21 protein-coding genes and 2 pseudogenes are annotated in these 23,140 nt (G+C 50.0%); 18 read left to right on the top strand and 5 right to left on the bottom strand.

The features are described 5' to 3' along the window. The first annotated feature begins 99 nt into the window (after nt 1-99). Nucleotides 100-852, top strand: a complete 753-nt coding sequence (gene yycI / locus AWJ19_RS31580; protein ID WP_068729523.1) for a two-component system regulatory protein YycI — start codon at nt 100-102, stop codon at nt 850-852. A 14-nt stretch (nt 853-866) separates the two neighbouring features. Beyond that, on the top strand, nt 867-1,673 hold the full coding sequence (locus AWJ19_RS31575) for an MBL fold metallo-hydrolase (RefSeq protein ID WP_068729521.1): 807 nt from the start codon (nt 867-869) through the stop codon (nt 1,671-1,673). On the opposite strand, the gene AWJ19_RS31570 is transcribed toward AWJ19_RS31575, so the two are convergent. After that, the gene (locus AWJ19_RS31570; protein WP_068729603.1) at nt 1,642-1,848 is read right to left on the bottom strand and encodes a hypothetical protein; all 207 of its coding nucleotides are present in this window, start codon (nt 1,846-1,848) and stop codon (nt 1,642-1,644) included. The genes AWJ19_RS31575 and AWJ19_RS31570 overlap by 32 nt on opposite strands. Before the next feature lie 380 nt (nt 1,849-2,228). Here AWJ19_RS31570 and AWJ19_RS31565 point away from each other — a divergent pair, with 380 nt between their 5' ends. The 7 genes and pseudogenes from AWJ19_RS31565 (at nt 2,229) to cydC (ending at nt 10,712) form a co-directional block, all read left to right on the top strand. Next, entirely contained in the window at nt 2,229-3,479 is a 1,251-nt protein-coding gene (locus tag AWJ19_RS31565) for a trypsin-like peptidase domain-containing protein (RefSeq protein ID WP_068729518.1), read from the top strand. Between the two features lie 401 nt (nt 3,480-3,880). Continuing rightward, on the top strand, nt 3,881-4,081 hold the full coding sequence (locus tag AWJ19_RS31560) for a cold-shock protein (RefSeq protein WP_039878010.1): 201 nt from the start codon (nt 3,881-3,883) through the stop codon (nt 4,079-4,081). Nucleotides 4,082-4,304: 223 nt separating this feature from the next. After that, a complete protein-coding gene (locus AWJ19_RS31555) occupies nt 4,305-4,535 on the top strand; it encodes a cold-shock protein (RefSeq protein WP_039878009.1) in 231 nt (76 codons plus the stop codon). A gap of 224 nt (nt 4,536-4,759) precedes the next feature. Further along, nucleotides 4,760-6,166: a cytochrome ubiquinol oxidase subunit I gene (locus AWJ19_RS31550; protein WP_068729516.1), complete on the top strand. Its 1,407-nt coding sequence runs from the start codon at nt 4,760-4,762 to the stop codon at nt 6,164-6,166. Next, the gene (gene cydB / locus AWJ19_RS31545; RefSeq protein WP_068729514.1) at nt 6,153-7,169 is read left to right on the top strand and encodes a cytochrome d ubiquinol oxidase subunit II; all 1,017 of its coding nucleotides are present in this window, start codon (nt 6,153-6,155) and stop codon (nt 7,167-7,169) included. Before AWJ19_RS31550 ends, cydB begins: the two co-directional genes overlap by 14 nt. Then, nucleotides 7,169-8,926 carry a thiol reductant ABC exporter subunit CydD gene (gene cydD / locus AWJ19_RS31540; protein WP_068729512.1) on the top strand — a complete coding sequence of 586 codons (1,758 nt, stop codon included), beginning with the start codon at nt 7,169-7,171 and terminating at the stop codon, nt 8,924-8,926. The genes cydB and cydD overlap by 1 nt, the downstream gene beginning before the upstream one ends. Next, nucleotides 8,923-10,712, top strand: a pseudogene (cydC, locus tag AWJ19_RS31535) (thiol reductant ABC exporter subunit CydC). The gene cydD and the pseudogene cydC overlap by 4 nt, the downstream one beginning before the upstream one ends. Before the next feature lie 66 nt (nt 10,713-10,778). Here the strand turns inward: cydC and AWJ19_RS31530 are convergent. Beyond that, a complete protein-coding gene (locus AWJ19_RS31530) occupies nt 10,779-12,116 on the bottom strand; it encodes a DUF2252 family protein (RefSeq protein ID WP_068729510.1) in 1,338 nt (445 codons plus the stop codon). Between the two features lie 168 nt (nt 12,117-12,284). Between AWJ19_RS31530 and AWJ19_RS31525 the strand changes: the two genes are divergently transcribed. Both AWJ19_RS31525 and AWJ19_RS31520 read left to right on the top strand, forming a co-directional pair. Further along, a complete protein-coding gene (locus tag AWJ19_RS31525; RefSeq protein ID WP_068729508.1) occupies nt 12,285-14,063 on the top strand; it encodes a M3 family oligoendopeptidase in 1,779 nt (592 codons plus the stop codon). Between the two features lie 103 nt (nt 14,064-14,166). After that, nucleotides 14,167-14,334 carry a CxxH/CxxC protein gene (locus tag AWJ19_RS31520; RefSeq protein ID WP_066377900.1) on the top strand — a complete coding sequence of 56 codons (168 nt, stop codon included), beginning with the start codon at nt 14,167-14,169 and terminating at the stop codon, nt 14,332-14,334. A 116-nt stretch (nt 14,335-14,450) separates the two neighbouring features. Here the strand turns inward: AWJ19_RS31520 and AWJ19_RS37085 are convergent, their stop codons facing one another. Together AWJ19_RS37085 and AWJ19_RS31515 are read right to left on the bottom strand one after the other, a co-directional pair. After that, entirely contained in the window at nt 14,451-14,765 is a 315-nt protein-coding gene (locus tag AWJ19_RS37085; RefSeq protein ID WP_241781960.1) for a hypothetical protein, read from the bottom strand. Beyond that, a complete protein-coding gene (locus AWJ19_RS31515; RefSeq protein WP_241781959.1) occupies nt 14,762-15,913 on the bottom strand; it encodes an MFS transporter in 1,152 nt (383 codons plus the stop codon). The genes AWJ19_RS37085 and AWJ19_RS31515 overlap by 4 nt, the downstream gene beginning before the upstream one ends. 227 nt (nt 15,914-16,140) lie before the next feature. Here AWJ19_RS31515 and AWJ19_RS31510 point away from each other — a divergent pair, with 227 nt between their 5' ends. Beyond that, the gene (locus AWJ19_RS31510; protein WP_068729506.1) at nt 16,141-16,485 is read left to right on the top strand and encodes a helix-turn-helix domain-containing protein; all 345 of its coding nucleotides are present in this window, start codon (nt 16,141-16,143) and stop codon (nt 16,483-16,485) included. A 435-nt stretch (nt 16,486-16,920) separates the two neighbouring features. Then, nucleotides 16,921-17,398: pseudogene (rlmH, locus tag AWJ19_RS31505) on the top strand (23S rRNA (pseudouridine(1915)-N(3))-methyltransferase RlmH). Between the two features lie 154 nt (nt 17,399-17,552). Here rlmH and AWJ19_RS31500 read toward each other — a convergent pair. Next, a complete protein-coding gene (locus AWJ19_RS31500; protein WP_068729505.1) occupies nt 17,553-18,146 on the bottom strand; it encodes a TetR/AcrR family transcriptional regulator in 594 nt (197 codons plus the stop codon). Nucleotides 18,147-18,342: 196 nt separating this feature from the next. Here AWJ19_RS31500 and AWJ19_RS31495 point away from each other — a divergent pair, with 196 nt between their 5' ends. The 5 genes from AWJ19_RS31495 to AWJ19_RS31475 all read left to right on the top strand — a co-directional run bounded on the left by AWJ19_RS31495 (nt 18,343) and on the right by AWJ19_RS31475 (nt 23,095). Then, on the top strand, nt 18,343-19,002 hold the full coding sequence (locus tag AWJ19_RS31495; protein ID WP_068729503.1) for an SDR family oxidoreductase: 660 nt from the start codon (nt 18,343-18,345) through the stop codon (nt 19,000-19,002). A gap of 36 nt (nt 19,003-19,038) precedes the next feature. Then, nucleotides 19,039-19,683, top strand: coding sequence for an NAD(P)H-binding protein (locus tag AWJ19_RS31490; protein ID WP_068729501.1), 645 nt, complete (start codon nt 19,039-19,041; stop codon nt 19,681-19,683). 383 nt (nt 19,684-20,066) lie between these two features. Further along, nucleotides 20,067-20,846: a hypothetical protein gene (locus tag AWJ19_RS31485; RefSeq protein WP_068729499.1), complete on the top strand. Its 780-nt coding sequence runs from the start codon at nt 20,067-20,069 to the stop codon at nt 20,844-20,846. Nucleotides 20,847-20,859: 13 nt separating this feature from the next. Further along, the gene (locus AWJ19_RS31480) at nt 20,860-21,393 is read left to right on the top strand and encodes an ATP-binding protein (RefSeq protein ID WP_068729497.1); all 534 of its coding nucleotides are present in this window, start codon (nt 20,860-20,862) and stop codon (nt 21,391-21,393) included. 37 nt (nt 21,394-21,430) lie between these two features. Continuing rightward, nucleotides 21,431-23,095, top strand: coding sequence for a copper amine oxidase N-terminal domain-containing protein (locus tag AWJ19_RS31475; RefSeq protein ID WP_068729495.1), 1,665 nt, complete (start codon nt 21,431-21,433; stop codon nt 23,093-23,095). The last annotated feature ends 45 nt before the right edge of the window (nt 23,096-23,140 follow it).

The following is a 23,140-nucleotide window of genomic DNA, read 5'->3' as shown; positions in this document are numbered from 1 at the left end:
CCGGTATGGCGGGTTACCCTAAATGATGGCAGTGTGCTTACAATCAGCTAGGCGGTATAATGAATAATTGCGGAGTTATAAACATAGAGGAGGGAAAGTATGGACTGGGGAAGAGCAAAGAGTGTGCTGATTTACGCTTTTCTGGTGCTGAATCTGCTGCTGTGCTATCAGCTGTGGATGGATTTGCGCGATCAGGCCACTGCCAACCTGGATTTTACTTCCCTCTCGGCAGAAACGCAGGCAGTGATGGAGCAGAAGGGAATTCGGGTACTCAGTCCGATTCCGGCGGCTACGCCGCAGCTGCCTGATATCACCTACATTTATTCCGGTGAGGAGCAGAACGCTCCGCCGGTCCTGCTGAAGGAGCCTATAGACAGCGGGCTGATGTACTCTTCATTCCCGGAGCTCAGCGAGGCCCTGCAGGGGGAGATTCCGGATATTGCAGGTTACCGTTTCGATTCCCAGGAAAGTGAAGTTGGCAAGTTCGTGCTACACCCGCTGGTGGACCAGAAATACTCCCTATTCCGGGTAAAGCTGGAGCTCATCAACAGCAACCAGAAAATCGTTGCCTACCGTTCGCCGAAGATTGAAATTGTAGCAACCGGCAGCGACAACGAAAATGCGGATGTGCAGAAGGTGCTTCCGGCCTCCCAGGCGCTCAGCAGCCTGATTGAAAAATATTTTCCCGCGGACGCGGTAGTGAAGGAAATTGAACTGGGCTATTACGGGGAGCTGTTTAATTCTGAGAGCCAGGTGGCTTCACCGATGTGGAGATTCTGGCTGGAGGACGGCAGCGCCTATTACGTAGATGCGATCAGTGCGGACATTATCAGTCCCAAGACAACAGAGTAGAAGGAGCAGGAGAGATGGGAATTTCATTTACAGTGCTGTCCAGCGGTTCTACCGGTAATGCGACAGTAGTACGCAACGGGGAAACAACACTGATGATCGACGCCGGGCTCAGCGCCAAGCGGATTGATGAGCTGCTGGGGATGCGCGAGCTGACGGGGAAAGATATAGACGGAATACTGGTGACCCATGAGCATTCCGACCACATTAAAGGACTCGGGGCTGTTGCACGTAAATACGACCTGCCGATCTACGCCAACAGCAAGACCTGGGGAGCAATCGAAAAAGGCATAGGCAATATTGCCGAGCATAACCGGATTATTCTGGAGACCGGTACACACCGTGATTTTGGCAGCATGCGCGTGGAGTCTTTTGCAATCTCCCATGATGCTGCTGAACCGGTAGGCTATAATTTTTACGACGGGAAAGAGAAGCTGTGTGTAGCGACAGACCTCGGGTATGTCAGCGATAAGGTCAGAATGGCGCTTGAAGGGTCAGACGTGCTTGTGCTGGAAGCGAATCATGATATCGAGATGCTGCGGATGGGCCGGTATCCGTGGAATACCAAGCGGCGGATTCTTGGCGATATGGGCCATCTCTCCAATGAGGCGGCCGGGGCGGCGTTAAGCGAGATTCTGACGGGCAGGACCAAACGGACTTATCTGGCGCATCTAAGCCTCGATCATAACATGATCGATTTGGCCAGAATGTCGGTAAGAGGAGCCATGGAGGACCGGGGCTGCTTCTACAAGGACAGCGAATTTAAACTATGCGATACCTACTATGACCGGCCTACGCCATGGGATAAGGTGAGCCAGCCATAAGCCGGTCGAGCTCAGCCATTTTGCGGTCAAGCTCCTGGCGGGAGAACACTCCTTTATCAATCATGAGTTCGATCAGCGCACTCTGCACCAGCAGCAAATGATAGTGTTCATCCTTGAGGTCACCAAGCTTACCGATAAATTGCACAAGATCCATGCTGGTTGAAAAAGATTCCATGACACCTGCTCCTTTCCGGCTGGAGATGATACGGAAACTGTAAACAATTTCATGCATTTTTGCTCCAAGAAAAATGTGGGCGGTATGCCCGCTTGTGATACAATTATAAGGAACCGACAGATATAAGCATCAGATGTACATTACTTCTATTATTGTAGTCTTTTAAGCTGCAAAATATTCCTTAGACTCACGGTGTTTATCATGGCAGGTTGCAAGAATCAGAGACCCTTGGCGCTTATAAACCGCTGATTTGGCGGTATATATTATTAAGTGAAACCTTTTAGTGCTCTGCGCAGTCTAAGAGAGAGCGAGAAGTTCGGGGTTAGTTGCTTGGCGTTCAGTTGTGAATGCAGTAGCAATAGAGGGGAGAGGATGTACCCGTGGGATTGTTCGATGACGATTTCTATTCAACCAAAGTACCGCGCCGCAAAAGAAAAGAGCTGGAGAAAAGCAAAGTGCTTACCAGCCGGAAATGGACCGTGCACAGATCACGGCGCACGATGGCAACATGGCAGGTCTCTGTAATCAGCTCAGCAGTCAGTGCAGTAGTTGCCGTGCTGCTGTTCAGTCTTGTTACAGGACAATTTGCTGCCGAGAGGGAAGCCTATGTACCGGAAGTAGGGCAGAAGGTTACAGCGAGCAGCGGGGATCCGTATGACCGGATTATTCAGGCTGCCGCATTGGTCCGTCCCGCGGTCGTGAGTATTATTAATCATAAAGAAGATAATGAGGAACTCAACATTCTCGATGAGTCGGCACTCGGATCGGGAGTTATCTATAAGAAGGACGATACTAAGGCCTTTATCATTACCAATAATCATGTCATTGAAGGCTCAGGCAAGCTTGAAGTGGTAACGGTAGACGGTGTGACACATAAGGCAGTTCTGGTAGGGGCAGATAAGGTCACGGATATTGCCGTACTGTCCATGGATGCCAAGGATGTGACAACGGTTGCCCAGATCGGTGATTCCTCCAAGCTGCGGCTTGGCGAGACGGTTATTGCCATCGGTAATCCGCTTGGTCTCGGCGATACCCTGACCTCCGGAATTGTAAGCTACACGGAGCGGACTATTCCGGTGTCGCTGAACCAGGACGGGGTTTATGACTGGGAGCAGGAGGTTATCCAGACGGATGCCGCCATTAACGAAGGCAACAGCGGAGGGGCGCTTGTCGATCTGGATGGTAAGGTTATCGGAATCAATACGATGAAAATTTCTGACACCGGCGTAGAAGGACTCGGATTCGCTATCCCCGCCAACCATGTAGTGAAGACGGCGGATGAGCTGGCTGCCAAGGGCAAAATATCACGTTCCTACCTGGGCGTGTATTCGGTAGATCTGAACAATCCTTATGTTCCGCTCGCTGAGGATCAGGTGAAGGAGCTTAATCTGCCTGCTTCAGTCAAAGAAGGCGTCGTTGTGCTTGATGCAGTAGGACCGGCAGGGGAGGCTGGCCTACAGTTCAACGATGTAATTACCAAGTTTAATGACCAGCCGATTACCTCTACGCTGTCGTTGCGCAAGTATTTATACGAGCAGACAAAGATCGGCGATGAACTGAAGATTACTTATTACCGGAACGGAGAAGTAAAGCAGGCTACTGTGAAACTTCTTGAGAAGCCGCAGGAATAAATGCTGCACAGGCTGTATATAATAAAAAGGCAGTCATGAGGAAGTGAAGCGGCACGGCCGCCCTGAACAGAAATTTTTTTTGGGGCGGCACCGTTTCTTTCGTTTCAAGGCAGAATAAGCAGGGTAATAAAAAGTATCGTGCAGAAGTGCAAGTTACAACTGGACTGATAGCCCTTACATTGGAAAGTAAACCTTTTAAGGGAAAAAACGGAGAATATCGGATAAGCTAGCTTGCCTTTGTTCCCCGGGTGTGGTAACATGAGAATAATCATACATTTGATACCTAATTTTCGTATTGAAAAGGGCTGTCAACTGGTATACAACCCTTCTCAATGTGTGAATTTTTTCTTTGTTTGAAGATAAAAAGAACATATTAATTTAAATTTGTGGAGGTAACACACATGCAAACAGGTACAGTTAAATGGTTCAACGCAGAAAAAGGATTCGGATTCATCGAAGTTGAAGGCGGAAGCGACGTATTCGTACACTTCTCCGCTATCACTGGCGAAGGATTCAAGACTTTGGACGAAGGCCAACGCGTTGAATTCAACGTTGTTCAAGGCAACCGTGGACCACAAGCCGAAAACGTTGTAAAACTGTAATAATAGAAGCGCCGTCCCTGCTTACACGTAAGTCGGGACGGTCTTTTTTTATAAAGATCAGAAGTCAACTCACCCTTGTAAAAACAGCCTGATCTAAGCAGAATAACGCTGGGCACACGTTCTGTAATAAAGGATTTGTCAGTCAGCAACTTGCAAGGGCATCGTCAGATGCTTTTTTACTTGTTGTCCAGGCATGTGACATATAAGGAAGGGAGGAACGGCAATGAACTACCGGAAGAAGCCTGTCGAGGAAGTACCGGAAGAGAATACCGCTATTTGGGCCTGTACCAATGATGACTGCAATGGATGGATGAGGGACAATTTCGCATTTGAACATGCGCCGTCTTGCCCCCTCTGCCATGCTCCAATGGCCCGTAATATGAAGATGCTGCCGCAGCTGGTAAATTCCAACGGCGATCTGAAATCACTTAAAAAGGGTATTTCCATTACCTGACCATCACCTATTATAAGTCAACCTTAAATATAAATGATGAACAAATCCAAGACGGGTAAACCGTCTTATTTTTTTTGTTTTCTAAGCGGAATATTGTGATATTTGTCACAAATTTATTGAAAATTTGCGCAAAACGAGGCGTATAATGTGACATATATCACACTTTAATCGTTATGTTTTTGACAGAATAGACATATTGAATGGGGAGAAGGAAGGGGAGAAATATGGATACAGTAATGCTGTCGCGTATACAATTTGCGTCGACGACGATCTTTCATTATTTCTTTGTACCGGTATCGATTGGCCTGGCTCTGATGATTGCGATCATGGAGACGATGTATGTCAGAAAGGGCAACGAGGAGTACAAAAGAATGGCACAGTTTTGGGGGAAGCTTTTCCTGATTAACTTTGCTGTCGGTGTAGTAACAGGAATTTTACAGGAGTTTCAGTTCGGAATGAACTGGTCGGACTACTCCCGCTTTGTCGGTGACGTATTCGGGGCTCCGCTCGCTATTGAAGCGCTATTGGCCTTCTTCCTGGAATCCACCTTTATCGGAATCTGGATCTTCGGCTGGGACAAGGTTTCCAAGAAGATTCACCTGCTGTCCATCTGGATGGTTGCACTGGGAACAACGCTGTCAGCGTTCTGGATTCTCACAGCCAACTCATTTATGCAGCACCCTGTCGGGTTCGAAATCAATAACGGCCGGGCTGAAATGAATGATTTCCTGGCTCTGATTACTAACGGTCAGCTGCTTGTTGAACTGCCGCACACTCTGCTGGCTGCTTATGCAACAGGCGCCTTCCTGGTAACGGGGATCAGTGCTTATAAAATGCTGAAGAAGCAGGATGTGCCGTTCTTCAGAAAATCTTTTGAAATTGCGGCCATCGTCGGAATTGTATCCTCTGTGGGTGTAGCAGTTGCCGGTCATGCCCAGGCGCAGTATCTGGTAGAGACACAGCCGATGAAGATGGCAGCTTCAGAAGGACTATGGGAGGATAGCGGTGATCCTGCTGCCTGGACGGTTTCCGCTTTTATTGACCCTGTAAATAAAGTGAACTCCGGTGAAATCAAAATTCCATACCTGCTCAGCTTCCTGTCCTACAGTAAATTCTCCGGTGAGGTTAAAGGGATGAATACGCTGCAGGCAGAATATGAACAGGCGTATGGGCCGGGTAATTATATCCCGCCTGTGCGGACTACATTCTGGAGCTTCCGGATCATGGTAGCTGCCGGTTCACTTATGGTAGTGTTTGGCCTGTATGCCATGTACCTGATGTGGCGTAAAAAGATGGAGCGTCCGAACACCTGGTTCCTGCGCTTTATGTTCTGGGGACTTCTGCTTCCGCCGATTGCGAATACCGCCGGCTGGATTATGACGGAGATCGGGCGTCAGCCATGGACTGTGTTTGGCCTGATGACGACGGAAGACAGTGTATCGCCTAACGTAACTGCAGGCTCCGTTCTGTTCTCGGTTATTACTTTTAACGCTATCTATGCCATTCTGGGCGTTGTACTGGTTGGATTGTTCATTAAAGTAATCAAGAAGGGCCCTTATCACATGGATCACGATCATGGTGATGCCCATGACCCGTATAGCAAGGAGGGTACTACACATGCTTTCTCTTAATGAATTGTGGTTTGTGCTGATTGCGGTTCTCTTTATCGGTTTCTTCTTCCTTGAGGGCTTTGACTTTGGCGTAGGCATGGAAACGCAGATTCTGGCCAAAAATGATACAGAACGCCGTCTGCTGATTAACTCGATCGGACCTTTCTGGGATGCGAATGAAGTATGGCTGCTTACAGGTGCCGGAGCGATGTTCGCTGCCTTTCCGAACTGGTATGCCACGCTGTTCAGCGGATTCTATATTCCGTTCGTATTCGCGCTGCTGGCGCTGATTGCCCGCGGGGTCGCCTTTGAATTCAGAGGCAAACGGGATTCACAGACCTGGAAAAAAACCTGGGATGTCTGCATTTTCTTCGGCAGCTTCCTGCCGCCGTTCCTGCTTGCCGTTGTCTTCGCCAGCTTCATTAAGGGGCTGCCGATTGACGGCGACATGCAGATGTATGCCGGATTCTTCGATATCGTGAATCCTTATACGGTAGTAGCGGGTATTACTGTCGTGATGCTCTGCCTGGTGCATGGACTTATGTTTACTACCCTGCGTACGGTTGGCGATCTGCAGGTTCGGGCCCGCAAGCTCGGCCAGCTGCTGCTGATTCCGCTGGCAGTGCTGCTGGTAGCATTCGTTATTATGACTTATTTCATGACAGATATCTTTGAACAGCGCGGAACAGTGTTGATGATTCTTGTCATTCTGGGAATCGCCGCTTATGTGTTGTCCGGTTATTTCATGAGCAAGAAGAAAGACGGCTGGGCGTTCGGAATGACCGGAGCCGTAATGGCGCTGTCCGTTCTGTCCGTCTTCGTGGGCTTGTTCCCGCGGGTCATGATCAGCTCGATTGATTCGGCATTCAGCCTGACTATTACAAATGCTGCTTCCGGCCATTATTCACTGAAGGTAATGACCATTGTAGCGCTGACTCTGCTGCCGTTCGTGCTCGGCTATCAGATCTGGAGTTATTTTATCTTCCACAAACGGGTTCACGAGAAGGAGCATCTTGAATACTAATGGATAAAAATTTGCTTGGGTATAAAGGAGTTAAGCCGGTCTTTCTGATCGTTGGCTTCCTTACCCTGGTGCAAAGCCTGTCCATTCTTCTGCTGGCGAAATCGCTGGCAGAAGCTGTCTCGGCGCTATTTGCGGGAGAACCGCTGAAGGAACAAGGGGCAAGAATGCTCTTGTTCCTTCTTGCGTTTCTTGTGCGTCATGCCTGTGCCATGCTGATGAGCCGTGTCTCCTACCGCTTCGCGGAGGCAACGGGCAGCAGTATGCGGAGACAAATGATGGATAAGCTGTTCCAGCTGGGACCAAGGCTGGCTGGCGACCGGGGAACGGGAACACTGGTTACAATTGTGCTTGAAGGAGTGACCAAGTTCCGTACGTATCTGGAGCTGATTATTCCGCGGATGGTTGGGATGGGCATTACACCATGGCTGCTGCTGGCCTATATTTACTGGCTTGATACATCAAGCGGGGTCATCCTGACCCTAACGATGCCGATTATTATTATTTTTATGATTCTAATCGGGATGACTGCACGCAAGCAGATGGACCGGCAGCTGAAGTCCTACCGGACCCTGTCCAATCATTTCGTCGATTCCCTTCGCGGACTGGAGACGCTGAAATTTCTCGGGCGCAGCCGCAGCCACAGCGAGAGTATTGCCGCTGTCAGTGACAGGTACCGCTCGGCAACGATGAAGACCCTCCGTGTGGCATTCCTGTCATCGTTTGCACTTGATTTCTTCACCATGTTATCAGTTGCATCAGTCGCCGTAAGCCTTGGGCTGCGGCTGATCAATGAAGAGATGACCCTGGTTACGGGTCTGACGATCCTGATTCTCGCACCCGAATATTTCCTGCCGGTCCGGCTGGTCGGTGCTGACTTCCATGCTACGCTGGACGGCAAGGAAGCCGGAGAAGCGATGAAGGATATCATTGACCGCGAGACCGTGAAGGCAGAGCCGATTTCCGCTGACGGACAGAGAACTGCACAGCCGCTGCAAGCAGGGGCATTCAGCTGGAAGCCAGATAGTAACCTTATGCTTGAGGGAATCGGCGTTCAATATGAAGCGGACGGGATCTCGTCGCTGGCAGGGGTGAACCTTGCATTTACCGGCGCTGCCAAGATCGGCATTATCGGGGAGAGCGGGGCCGGCAAATCAACGATGGTCGATATTCTGGGCGGATTCCTGCATCCTACCTCCGGGAATCTGGTCATTAACGGAAACCGCGTCAGTGCGCTGACTGATGAAGCATGGCGCCGACAGACTGCCTATATTCCGCAGCGGCCTTATATCTTCAGCGGGACGCTGGCCGATAACGTGCGTTTCTATTACCCGGAGGCAACGCTTGAAGATGTAGCTGAAGTAGTGAAGGCTGCAGGATTATCGCAGCTTGTCTCTTCTTTCCCGGATGGATTAAACGAAATGATCGGCGGAGGCGGACGGTCGGTGAGCGGAGGGCAAGAGCAGCGTATAGCGCTGGCCCGTGCCCTGCTTAGCAGCCGCCCGGTTATGCTGCTCGATGAGCCTACAGCTCATCTTGATATTGAGACGGAGTATGAGCTTAAGGAGACGATGCTCCCGCTGTTCGAGGGGAAGCTGGTGTTTCTGGCAACCCACCGGCTGCACTGGATGATGGACATGGATCAGATCATCGTCATGCAGCAGGGCCAGGTGGCGGAGGTCGGTACACACCTTGAGCTGATCCGGCGCCGGGGTGCTTATTACGGGCTTATTCAAAGTCAACTGGAGGGAATCCATTGAAACGTGAAGGATGGTTTGCTCCTTATGCCTCAAGTTATTTCTGGCGGTTTGTGCTGATTATTGTGCTGGGTGCGCTGACGATCTTCTCAGCTTCGTCCCTGATGTACACCTCGGGCTTCCTGATTTCGAAGTCTTCCATCCCGCCAGAAAATATTCTGATGGTCTATGTGCCGATTGTCGGTGTACGCACCTTCGGGACAAGCCGTGCCGTTATCCACTATGTGGAGCGGCTGATCGGCCACGATACAATTCTGCGCATCCTGTCCAAAATGCGCACCCGTCTCTACAACATTCTGGAGCCGCAGGCTTTGTTCCTATCCTCCCGTTTCCGTACCGGAGATATTCTGGGTATGCTTGCTGATGATATTGAATACCTGCAGAACGTGTATCTCCGTACGGTGTTCCCGAGTATTATTGCGCTGCTAATCTATGCGGCAGCAATCATTGCGCTGGGAACCTTTGATCTGGCGTTCGCCCTGCTGATGGGGCTGTATATGCTGGTGCTGGTGGTTGTGCTGCCGCTGATCTCGCTGCTGTTCACCCAAAGACGCCAGCGGCAGGTCAAGCAGGAGCGCAACCGGCTCTATCAGAAGCTGACCGATGCCGTGCTCGGTATGGGCGACTGGATGATCAGCGGACGGCAGGCCCAGTTCGTAGCAACGTACGAGGCAGATGAACGGGAAGTGGCCCGAACGGACGGGGCACTGCGCAGCTGGGCCGCCTGCGGATGTTTATTGGACAGGCTGTAGTCGGGCTGGCTGTACTATCGATGCTGTACTGGTCCGCCGGAGAATTCGCTGACGGTACTATAGCCGGTACGCTGATCGCCGCGTTCGTGCTGGTGGTGTTTCCGGTAGCGGATGCTTTCCTGCCGGTATCGGAGGCCGTCGAGAAAATTCCGCAGTACCGGAATTCACTGGAGCGCCTGGACGGTGTAGAAGAGGCCAAGGGGACTATGCCGCAGGCGCCGGCGGCTGTTAATGAAGAAGCCGCTACAGCAATCGGGAGCATTCAGGCTACCGGGCAGGCCCATATTGTACTGAAGTCGGCAGGCTACCGCTATTCGGCAGATGCTGCCTGGTCGGTCCAAAATCTTAGCCTCAACCTTCCGCAGGGCCGGAAGGTTGCCGTTATCGGGCGCAGCGGAGCAGGTAAATCGACGCTGCTCAAGATGGTGCAGGGTGTCATTACTCCGGTTGCCGGCTCCGCAACGATTAACGGGGTTGCGGCTTCAGCCTTCGGCGAGCAGATTCCGCAGGTCATTGCTGTGCTGAACCAGAGCCCGCATCTGTTCGATACTACGGTGGCGAACAACATCCGTCTGGGCAATCCCGGGGCTTCGGAGGAGGACATCCGCCGGGCGGCAGGCTTGGCTAAGCTGGATACGCTGATCTCTTCGCTGCCGGAAGGGTATAACACACCGGTACGCGAAGCCGGACAGCGCTTCTCCGGCGGTGAACGCCAGCGGATGGCCCTGGCCCGCATTCTGCTGCAGAATACGCCGGTGGTTGTGCTGGATGAGCCGACGGTAGGCCTTGATCCGCGGACAGAGCGTGAGCTGCTGGCGACCATGTTCGAGGCGATGGCCGGCAAGACGCTGCTCTGGGTGACCCATCATCTGGTCGGTGCAGAGCAGATGGATGAAGTGATCTTCATGGAGAACGGGCAGGTGGAAATGCGCGGCACCCATGCAGAGCTAATGGAGCGCGAACCGCGCTACCGCAAGCTGTATGAGCTGGACCGGCCGGTTCAGTTCATGGATGCGGACGCCCCGGAACAGATATAGCATTATAGAAAAAGAAGCTCTTCCTGCCCGGCTTGGGGCGGTGAGAGCTTCTTTTTTTGTACAAATCTACAGGCCGAATTCTGCGGTTACCCAATCTTTGAACATTGCGTAGTCCTTCTCCACCTGATTGGCGTAGCCGAAGGCCCATTCGGCAATATAACGGGCAAAAGCGTCCGAATCGGAGCCCATGGCTCTGGCAATTTCCTGCTCGCTATGGTAATCGAGAATTCCCCGGTCCACATCGGCATCGGCCCGGGCGTGCATTTTGGCGGTCAGGCTGCCCATCAGCTCCAGTACTTTGGTCAGTTCGCCAGCATCTGTGATGTCCTCCAGCTTCAGTCTTTTTTTGTAAGGGGAACGCTCCCGTACGTAGAATTCCCGGCCGTCCATCGTCAGGAACCCTAGATAAGGGTCAGCCTTATGATGCATCGCCTGCTGGGTAGCGGTTACCCGTTTGCCCTGATGGGCAAAGGCCTGCCAGAAGGATTCCGAATACGGCATGAAATAGGCCGGGACGGGAGCGCGGACCTCTTTTACCTCAAGTACAGGATCATCTGCGCCCTCTAGCTCCATGCCGCCCTCAATCAGAATATAATAGCGGTCGAGTCCGATTGAAGCCGTTCCTGATCCGCGTTTGACGGCAATATCTTTAATCTGAAAATGCTCATCCTGCAGCTTGCGTGCTACCACCGTCTGCTTGTAAAAGCTCCATGCCTGCTCCAGCTGGGCCTGCTCGTCAGCTCCGGGAATCAGCAGCTCGGCATTCTCCAGGAACACTCTGCTGCTCTGCATATGGGCGGTAACCTTCTCCAGAAAATGGCTCTGACGGCGTTTCTCGAGCTTGCGCAGCAGCTTTTTAACCGGGCCTTTGGCGTTATCCTCGTCCACCACATAATCAGCGGGATCATCCTTACCCTGACAGAAGCGGCGGATTTGCCGCGCATAAGCTTTTGCGTAATCCGAAATGAAGCTCTGCTGCTCCTTCCCGCCATAGCCAAGCTGCCTGCCGACAAGGGCAATACTGACCGCCATACGCAGTAGATCGTAGAGATAAGAGCCGACATACCCCTCGTCAAAATCATTCACATCATAGACAATCGCCCCGTCCTCACTGCGGAAAGCGCCGAAATTCTCAAAATGCAGATCTCCCTGTATCCAGGTCGGGCGTTCGGGTGCGCTGTGGTACGGAAAGTACTGTCTGGTCGTATCAAAATAAAACAGATAGGCGCTGCCCCGGTAGAAGGAAAACGCGCTCTGCGCCATTTTGCCGTATTTCTCCGCACGGTTGACATGGCTCAAAGCCATAATACTGCCGTCGAATTCGTCCAGAATGGAAATCAGCAGGTCCCTGCGCAGCTTCGATCGTGTGCGGAGGACCCCTTCAGTAATCGTCTGGTTAACCATGGGTGATGCTCCTTTCGGGCTAATATAGCTAAATCTATTATTTCCATAGACTAGCAATTTGGCAAGCGTGATATACTGGAATTAACTTTTTCCGTGAAAATATGAAGAATGAGGTGGGAGCATGTGAGGAACGGCGGTAACTGCAGCTAATATAAGGAGATGTGAAAAATGCAGTTAACTTGGGATTTGAGCAGCATCTACCCAGGCTTCCAGTCAGAGCCCCTGCGGCAGGACCGCAGGCTTGTAGAGATATTGGCCGGGGAGCTTGCAGCATGGGCCGCCTCACAGCTAGAGAATGTACAGGATGCTTCCGGAGTAATGGAGCAGTTCCTTATACAATATAACGCTTATAAAAGGATTTACCTCCGTTTATTCAGCTACGCGGAGCTGATCTTCAGCGCCGACAGCAGTAATACGGAAGCCGTCAATCTGATGGATGAGCTGGAGAAGATCGGCAGCGGGGCGGAGGAAGCACGGGTTGGGTTCAGCAAATGGCTGGCCCGGGTCAGTATGGAGGAGTTAGAGGCTAGCGTGGAATCTGGCGCATATCTGGCGGAGCATAGCTTCTATTTGCGTGAGCTGCAGATGAAGTCAAGGCATCTGCTGAGCGTGGAAGGTGAAGCGGTCGTTGCCCGGATGCAGGCCAACGGCTCGAAGGCTTGGGAGCGGCTCTATATGCGGACACTGTCTACGCTGCGGACAGAGCTGGAGCTGGATGGAAAGAGCCGGAGTTTGTCGCTGTCAGAGCTGCGTAATCTGGTCTATGATTCCGATGCAGCCGTACGGAAAGCAGCGGCAGTGGCGGAGGGTGAAGCCTGTCGAAGTGTAGCTACGCTGAGTGCTGCTTGCATTAATGCCGTGACCGGTGAAGCGGCGGCAGTCTATGAGCTGCGGGGATATGCATCGCCGCTGCATAAGGTGCTGGAAGCTTCGCGGATGGATGAAGCCACGCTGGAAGTGATGCTGCAGGCGATCCGGGAGAGTCTGCCGGTGTTCCACCGGTACTATACTAAGAAGGCTGAGATGTTGGGGCATAACGGCGCGCTGCCGTTCTATGATGTATTCGCGCCAATTGGCAGAGAACCGTCGGTTGAAATTTCTTATGCAGAAGCGCAGACGATGATTGTGTCCGGCTTCAGCAGGTTTAGTGCGGAGCTGGGTACTTTTGCACAAAAAGTGTTCGAACAGCGCTGGATCGACGCGGAGCCGCGCGCCGGCAAAGGCAGCTTCGGGATGTGTGTTGATATCTTCCCGATCGGGGAGAGCCGGATGATTACCAGCTTCCACGGTAATTATATAGATGTGAGCGTGCTGGCGCATGAGATCGGACACGCTTACCACAGCAGCCGGCTTACCGGGCAGAGTATGGTCAATACGGATTATCCGGTGCCGGTTGCCGAGACGGCGTCGATCTTTTGCGAGAGTCTGATCAGCGGTGAGCTGCTGCAGAGTGCCCCGGCTGGTGAAGCGGCAGCCATTCTGGAGCGGAGTCTGGCGGATGCCGGGTATTATATCGTTGATTTCTATGCACGTTATTGCTTCGAGAGCGGTTTGTATGAGCGCAGACAATCAGGCAATCTGTCCGTGGATGAGTTAAATGAGCTGATGCTGGATTCAATGACCGCTGCTTACGGTGAAAGTGTGCTGCCGGACTCGATCCATCCCTACCAGTGGATCAGCAAGGCCGGATATTATATGGCAGGCAATGAGTTTCTCAACTTCCCGTATTCGTTCGGGCTGCTGTTCTCCAAAGGGCTGTATGCACAGTATAAAAAGCAGGGGCAGGCGTTCGTCAGCCGGTACGAGCAGTTTCTCTCAGCTTCCAGCACACGGAATATTGCCGATGCCGCCAGGCTGATGGACATTGATGTCCATTCTTTGGCTTTTTGGCGGGATGCGCTCCAGCTGATTGCCGGAGATGTCATGAAATTTGCGGGAGCGGAGTAAGAGCTGATTTTTACGGGGCGGAAGGTTCCTTTTTACGGGGAAGTGTGGTAGAACAATAGTAGAAGTATACGCCGCAGCGGCACAGAAAGGGATGCTTGATTGAATGTATGTAGTGTGTAAGGAACACGTTGAGCTGGCCATCGACAGATTTGTGGACGAGTACGAGGATGCACCGGATGTTGTGGATCTGAAGGAGACTGAATTCTCGGACTGGGACCCGCCGGCGAAATGTGCGGAATGTGAGAAGAATGCGGAATATCTGGTGGTCTGAGGACTGCTGTCAATTATTCAAAAGAACACCCTGCAGCCGTGTTAGCGGACTGTAGGGTGTTTTGGTGTAGGGAGAGTTAGCGCCAAAATCGGTAGATCAGTAGCAAATATGGAGATTTAGGCGTCTGCTGCATCCGCCATTTGGGTAGGCCGACCGCTCTGACTGCTGCGGTGGTAGGCAAATGCTGACACGATTGCTATGATTGCGGCAACCGACAGTCCCCAGTAGATATTGGAGTAGGCTGTAGAGAGTGGCAGCCCCTTTTGCCATTCCAGAGCGCTGGCGGCCATCGCTACACTGAATGCTCCGCTGAAGAACTGCAGCAGCTGGAACAGTCCCATGCCCGAGCCGATCTGCGAGGATGGCAGGATGCGCGAAATTTCGTTGGACACGCTGCTCGACAGTACGGTAAAGGCTAAGCTCATTATCATGTAAACGAGCATAACAGCAACCCAGGACTGCCGGCCAGGAAGGCGAACAGCACAGTAGCCAGCAGCACCAGAAGCGGTGCGTAGCGCAGGATTCCGGCATTGCCGTAGCGGTCAATGACCCGCCCGACAGCACGGGAGACGAAGATCGCCAGCAGGGAGCCCGGGAAAATCACCAGCCCGGCATGGCTGGCAGTGAACCCGAAGCGGTGGGTCAGAATCTGCGGCAGCAGGAACAGGGTAGCGAAGCTGCACAGGTAAGAAGCAATTCCGACCAGGGCAAGCACGAGGTATGAGCGGTTGGCGAACAGCGCCGGCATCACGAATGGATCAGGCGTGCTGCGGATGCGGCCAATGAATAAGGCAATTGAAACAAGTCCGGCAATTAGTGCCACCCACAGTCCGCTTGTCAGGAACAACAGCAGGCCGGTTGTGCCGATCCCGAGGAACACTCCGCCCAGGATATCGAACGAGCCGCGCGCAGGCACTTCCTTAGGAAGCAGGATCATAAACAGCGGCACCAGCAGCAGTATCGCTGCCGTAACAGCAAACAGCCAATGCCAGCCCAGATACTCGACGATGGAGCCGCCTGCTACCGGACCAAGCCCCAGCCCGAGCGAGACGGCGGACATGATGGTTGCCATGGCTTTGCCGCGGCGGGCCTGCGGCACATAGCGGGTGAACAGGACGAGCGACAGCGACATGACAGCTCCCGCACCGGATGCCTGCAGAATCCGCACGATCAGCAGGAAGATAAAGTTCGTGCTGAAGAAGCCGGCCACAGCGGACAGCCCCAGCGTCAGCAGGCCGATAATCAGCAGCCGGCGGATTGGCAAGAAATCGGACAGTCGGCTATACGTAATCGAAGCGATCGAGAACATAATGGAATACCCGGTCACAATCCAGGATGCCGATGCTGCCGTAATACCGAAGGCCTCGGTCACATCGGGCAGCGCCAGATTGAACATTGCCGTGTTCATGATGACGAGCACTACGGCGACACTGAACAGCAGGGTCAGCAGGCCCTCGCGGGGGAGGGAGGGTTCTGGGGCGGCGGGGTTGGAGCCAGTATTAGGGACAGGATCAGAGCCAGGATTAAAGGGACTGCTGCCTTTGTCCGCAGTACCTTTAGATGTATGTAATGAGTTCAAGGGGGTGTCACTCCTTTGTTTCTATTGTTTAATAGTTCGATTACTTACGAACAATTGAAATATAGCATGCAAAGTTGTAAAATGCAATTAGGAAGATGAGAATTAGCATGGCGTTGAAGGATATGAGTATGAGAAACTGAAAGATAAAAATATGAACAATTGAAGAGATACGTTGAGAAGTTGAAGAGATAAGATACATTTTAAGTAATCATAAAGGGGTCTTATATATGAAGCTGCTCCATCATCCGGACCGTAAAGACATACAGCTTGCTTCGGTTTTGTATGCGCTTAGCGATCCGATCCGTTTATATGTCGTGTCGGAAATCCGCAAGCACGGCGAGCAGGCCTGCAACAGCTTTAAGGTACCGATCGCCAAATCCACCTTGTCCCATCACGCCCGTACCCTGCGCGAAGCGGGTGTTGTGCACACCCGGGCCCAGGGCACCCAGCGTATTTTGTCGCTGCGGGAAGAGGATTTGAATGAGCGGTTTCCGGGGGTTCTGGATTCGATATTGGAAGCGTATGAGTCTGCCGGTGAGGCGGTGGAGTTTGGGGAGAAGATGGAAGAGTGAAGAAAATAGAGGATACAGGGACTCTGCGGTAGCAGGGTCTTTTTTGATGTTTGGCGGGCAATGGGCGGAGTTAGAAACAAATTACCCGCAATTCAGTTAAAATGTATGTACGAATAAACAGATGGTTCGGGATATGGTAAGCTTGGTCATAGATGAGCTAATGTAGAGTGTTTATGCAACCTGGCACTTGAATGTTTCTGAGGAAGAGGCAGACAAGCGGAGAGCCATAGAACTGGCAAAAGAATCGGCAGGCGGGTTGTTTATGGCCGGTATAATTGCCTTTGTGATCCTAGCCGTAGTGGTCGTAGTTATGTTTTATGGAATTGCTTATTTTTGGACAAATTAAGGCGGAGCAGGCGGTTACAATCTGCCTTCTTATTATACATTCACATTAACGAGCAATAGCCGGCTTCCGGCCGGCATATGGAGGATATCATGTTCATTCAAATTATTGGCGTAGGCAAATTGAAGGAGAAATATTTGGTCAGCGGCATCGCAGAATATGCCAAGCGGCTGACGCCATACCTCAAATTTCAGGTCATTGAGGTGGCGGATGAAAAAGCCCCGGACAATCTCAGCGATGCTGAGGTGGTCCAGGTCAAAACGCGCGAGGGCGAACGGATCCTCGCGCACATCAAGAGCGATGCGCATGTCATTGCGCTCGCGATCGACGGCAAGCTCTGGAGCTCCGAGGAGCTTGCGCGGAATCGACCGGCTCGGCACCTACGGGACGAGCCATGTCGTTTTCGTCATCGGAGGCAGCCATGGCCTCTCCGATGACGTGATGCGCCGCGCCCAGCAGCGCATGAGCTTCGGCCGCATGACGCTGCCTCATCAGCTCATGCGGCTGGTGCTGGTGGAGCAGATTTATCGCGCGGTGAAGATAAATCGGGGGGAACCGTATCACAAATAGTGGTAAAGCGAAGAGTGGAGGTTTCTGTTAGTCTTCAAGAGTGCAATACAATATTATTGACGGTGTAGTAACAAATAAAGGAGCTATCATTCGATGGCTCCTTTATGCTTTCTTTCTCTATCTTCTCAGCTACTGTTCGTAAGATTTTATCACTTTAATCATTGACGACAATACCTGCTGCTTTTAAATGTCCGTGAGTTAGAATTTTACCAAATTGAGATGCGAGCTCCTTTGGGGTATAGGGAAAATCATGTTTAACCCACCACACTACAATGCCCATAAAAGTAGATGCAATATATTGGAGTAATAATTCCTTTGAAATCATCAATGGGGTATTATCCAAGCCATCCTCCACTGTATTTTTTATAATTTCCTCCATTTTTGACTGGAAACCATAAATTCTATTCTCATCTAATAACAATGCTTTGTAAAAAGGTACATTGTCCTGGATTTTCTCCAGGATGGTTTGCATTAGTTGTTCAAGCATAGAGCCGCTTACCGGAGTTTTGCTGCTTGAGCATTGCTTGAGTGTACTCTTTAGTTCTTCTATTAATTCGTCCATAGATGTATTTAACAAATCGGGTTTGTTCTGATAATGAAGGTAAAATGTATTCCGGTTAATCATCGCTTTATCGGCAATATCTTGAATCGTAATTCCTTCGTATCCCTTTTCCGTAAGAAGCTCTATAAACGCCTTTTTGATCGAATGTTTGGAGCGAATGATACGCAAATCGGTTTTTTTGTTCATTATGGCTCATTCCCTTAATTTTTTTGTTAGATATACGACATTTGAGCTGAAAATGCATTTTATCTCTCAAAATCAGAAATATTAAATATTGAATGCTGAGCTTTTATTAAGCATAATAAACACAAGATAAATATACAACACCTTGACTATTATTTATCTCATTGACTATTAATTCTGATTGAAAGGGAGATATCAAATGAAAACTATAGCCGTTGTTGGAGCAGGAGCAGGTTTAGGAATGTCCATTGCAAAGAAATTCGGACAAAATGGCTTTCGCGTAGCTCTTATTGCCCGAAATGAAGAAAAGCTGAACCAACTGGTTATTGAATTAAAACAATCGGGGATCGAAGCGGCTTCATTTCAAGCGGACATATTAAATAAAGAAGAAATTGAGATGGCATTTGCCGCTGTTAAAGAGAAATACGGATTTATTGATGTTCTTGAATACAGTCCAACGCCGAGCATCAACACAGTAGCGCCAACATTAGATGTAACAGAAGAAAATGCGTTATACCAATTTCAATTTAATGTTTTAGGCGCGTTATCCAGTGTTCGACAGGTGCTGCCGGAAATGTTGGATAAGCAAAGCGGTGCCTTATTATTTACTACTGGAGGCGCTGCAATCCACCCAGTTCCGATGATGGGTAATGTCGGAATTGCAGTTTCAGGACTTCGCAATTATATCTTTAATTTGAACAGCGAATTAGCTGACAAAGGTATTTATGCGGGTCACCTTTCGATCGGAATTTGGATGCAACCGAATTCAGGAGTTCAAGACAAAATCGCTGATATTTGGTATGACATGTACACCAAAAGAGACAGAGTAGAAGAGTTTATAACTGAAGACCGAGTGTGATTTGAATAATTTAGATGAAGGAGATCATTCAAGAAAATGAATATCACCATTTTTGGTGCAAGTGGTGCAATCGGACAGCTGCTAACACAATTAGCTCTAGATCACGGAGATTTCGTTACGGCATATGTTAGAAACGCCCACAAAATCAGCCTCAAACATCCCAATTTGAGCTTTGTACAAGGGGAACTTTCGAATGCTTCAACCATCGAGCAGGCTGTTGCTAAATCAGATGTCGTAATCAGCACATTGGGGCCAGCATCCGATATGTCACGAAAGCTTAAAGGCACGCCGATTGCGGACGGACACGAACTGATGATTAGGGCTATGAAGAAACATAACAAAACAAGGTTAATTACACTTGCGACGCCGGCTTTGCAATCAGATGACGATAAGAAAAACATTTCGACGATACTTCCAGGTGTATTGGCTAAAGTTTTACTTCCAAACGGTCAAGCGGAAATGAAGAAGATGGAAGGAATTGTTAAACAATCGAACCTTGATTGGACAGTTGTCCGAATTATTAACCCCAATGTTAAACACAAAGGGCAATCTTATGGCTATTCATTCGGAGATAAATCGGCTAAATTATCGGTTTCCAGGGAAAATGTTGCTAAAATCATGTATGCTGCCACCCGTGACAACCAATTGATTAGAAAAATGCCTATCGTCTATAACAAATAAGCTCAAAAAAATGCAGTATTCACCGATTGTGGTTAGTGAAGGAGGATTCAAAATGAAAATCGAACCGTTGAATCCAAAGAGCAGGTTGTGAAAATCATTAATATAGCCTCTGGCAAATTAAATGGCTCAATGAATCATGCTGTCTTTGATCAGGAAACAGACACAAGAGGGCATTTTAATAAAGAGATTGTGTAGTCAAGAAATGATTTCTCTCAATGTGAGGAAGCCATGGAAAAACGTCGCATCGTCCCAATTGACACCCACCCCCAACCAATGCTATTTTAACTCTAGAAAATCAAAGGCAATGTAACCTTAGGGTTCAACCTCGCTGACAAGTGTGGGTTGGGCCCTTTTTGCATTCCGAAATAGGGAGGAACAGTAGCGTGCTGCGGACAGAATTGCTTTTACAAAGGCTGGATAAGATTGGGGAGACGCTCGGACGTAAGGGTGGGGCGCTTCTGCTGCTGGGTGTGGGATCGGTGGGGGTGGAGCTGGAGCGGATGGATGAGTATTCGGATTTGGATTTTTTTGTTATTGTGGAAGCAGGGCAGAAGGACAGGTATATTGACCGGCTGGATTGGCTGGAGGAGACACATCCGCTTGCGTATGCTTTTAAAAATTCTGATGCGGGCTGCAAAATCCTGTTCGAGGACGGGATCTACGGGGAATACGCGATATTCGAGGAGTGGGAGCTGACCGATGCCGCTTATACGGAGGGCCGGGTGGTATGGAAAGATCCGCTGTATAACAACACGGCTATTGCCAAACCGCGCAGAGCGCTGCCGAGTCAAAAGTGTGATGCTCTGGACTTTCCGCTGAACGAGGCATTAACCAACCTGTATGTGGGGCTGGGCCGTTATGCCAGAGGAGAGCGCCTGTCGGCAGCGCGGTTTATCCAGGGGCATGCGATCGACCGGATTTTATCGGTGCTTCATCTGCTGGAACCGGAGGTCGATTACTTCCCCGATCCCTTCGGGAATGAGCGACGTTTAGAGAAGCGGTACCCCGGTTTTGCGGAAAAGCTTGGCGGTATGCTGCAGGGATATGATCGTGTACCAGAGTCGGCGTTATGCATTTTAGAGTTTATTGAAGCGGTGTATCCGGCCAATCCAAGACTAAGCACGGAGATACGAAACCTGGCTCTTAAGCTTACTGCCAGATAGGGAGGGACATACAATGTTACAAAAAGCAGACCTGGAGCAGCTGCTCGGCCCAGACCATGATTCGGATAAGCCTTTGGTTGTACTGATGTGCGGGATAGCGGGCTCGGGCAAGACGACCTTTTCGCAGAAAATAGAGCCGTACGGCTTCACGCGTCTGTCTATTGATGAAGAGGTGTGGGCGGTTCATGGGCGGTACGGGATCGATTATCCGGCCGAGAAGTACCGGGAGTATCTGAATGAGGCGCATCTCAGTCTGCAAAACCAGATTACACAGTGCATCCAAGAGCGCAAACCGGCTGTAGTGGACTCCAGCTTCTGGAATAAGGCGGAAAGGGACAAGTATAAACGGCTGATCGAAGAGGCGGGAGGCCGGTGGAAGCTGATCTACCTGAAGGTGCACCCGGATGAGCTGCGGAGGCGGCTGAAGGTACGGAGTGAACGTTTTGATGCGAATGCTGCTTTTACGATCAATGAGGAGCTATTAAATACCTTTCTTAGCGGCTTCGAGGAGCCAAAGGGCGAAGGCGAATGGATTATCGGGAATTGAAAAATAGGTTCAACTTACATATTGGAGGCTGAAAGATTTGAAGAAGTGTCTGGCGTTATTATTAGGATTATCGTTGTGTTTGCCGGCGATAAGTACAACCACATATGCGAAAAGTAATGATATAAGAGTCAACGTTGAAGGGGAATCAGTCGAATTCGATCAGCCCCCCGTTATTTTTGATGGCCGGACACTGGTTCCCATTCGTGCGGTCTGTGAGAAGATTGGCGCAACTATTAAATGGGATGTTGGTACACGGACCACGACTGTAAGTAAAGGTAACAAAACGCTAAGCTTACAAATCGATAGCCAGCAAATGCAAGTAAGCGGAGGATCTCCGGTACAGTTAGATGTTCCGCCACAAATTTATAATGGACGCACCTTATTGCCCATTCGTGCAGTCGTTGAGAATCTTGGTTATGAAGTGACATGGGACGCAGCAAAACAGATTCTTTCCATTGAACAGGAAGGGGTCATTATCGTGGACGAACTGGAGAATACACAAGCGTATGGAGTAGATAATTGGGCACAAATTTCCTCAGTCCATCAATTTCCCTATAAAGGGGAGGGTCTCGCTTACGCCTATGCCGATAACAATCAGCTTAAGATAACAACCCCCGGCACAACATTAACCTTACAAGTAAAGTATCCTATTCTCGGAGATGTCATTTCAGATGACGACGGTAACTTTTATGTCATTTGGGGAAAAGCAAATGAGACAGAAGACGCTACAATTGAAACCGTCTTTATTTCAAAATACTCACCAGAAGGACAAGAGCTGAAAACAACCGGGTTTGTAGGAAAATCTACGCCATGGCGTGATGCGGACTCAGCAAAAACCAAGGTTCCCTTTGCTCATGGCAACTCCGTTTCGGTAATAGCAGATGGTATATTGGTCAATTATCATTCCAAAAGAAGATACGATGGCCATCAGAGCGATAATGTCATTGCTGTAAAAATATCCGATATGTCGCCTTATTCATTGCCAAATGATACTTATAGCGGACATTCTTTTAACCAAAGCCTGATTTACAGCAAGAAATTATCAGGTTTCCTCTTTGCCAGTCATGGTGATGCGTACGCCCGCGGGTTCAGAGTTAATAATAGCTCCGGAAAATATGGTGATGACTCAGAAATACTGTTCCATTTCTATCTGGAAGCAAATGCAAACTATGATATGTATATAGTCAATAAAACTTTTGCACAGCTTGGGGGACTTGCAGAGACAAGTAAAGGTGTCGCTTTGGTCGGTGCATCGGCCAAATCCATAAGTGAGCAGGCAAAGAGTGAGAAACAGAATTTATTTGTCCAGATCTTTGACCCGCAAGCAGGACAGGTTTCCGAATCTATGTTTACAGGTGGAGAAGTTCGTAGCGGTGCTCTATCAACAGATATAAATGACAGTAATAATTCACCGCTCGAAAAGGTGACGGACTACGGTGTACACTGGCTTACCCATTATAACGATACAGATGTTATTGCTCCGCAAGTTGTATCGGCGGATGAGCGTATTGTTATATTATGGTCGACAGATGAGGATACCTTCTACATGGTGTTATCTGAAGAAGGAACAGTTATCACCCCTGCAACCTCACTCGGAGGACTACCGTTAAACTCGTTTGAGCGGCCAGTGTACTATGATGGTGCTGTGTATTGGGCGGCTGCCAAAAACGGGCGATTAAAGATCATGAGTGTTAGACCTTAAACCGCTGCCTAAGAGCCAAAGGGCGAAGGCGATGGATTATTGAGA

This window comes from Paenibacillus sp. DMB5, from assembly GCF_001517085.1.
In the GTDB taxonomy this organism is placed as follows: domain Bacteria; phylum Bacillota; class Bacilli; order Paenibacillales; family Paenibacillaceae; genus Paenibacillus_AQ.
This window is presented reverse-complemented; position numbering and strand designations above follow the sequence as displayed.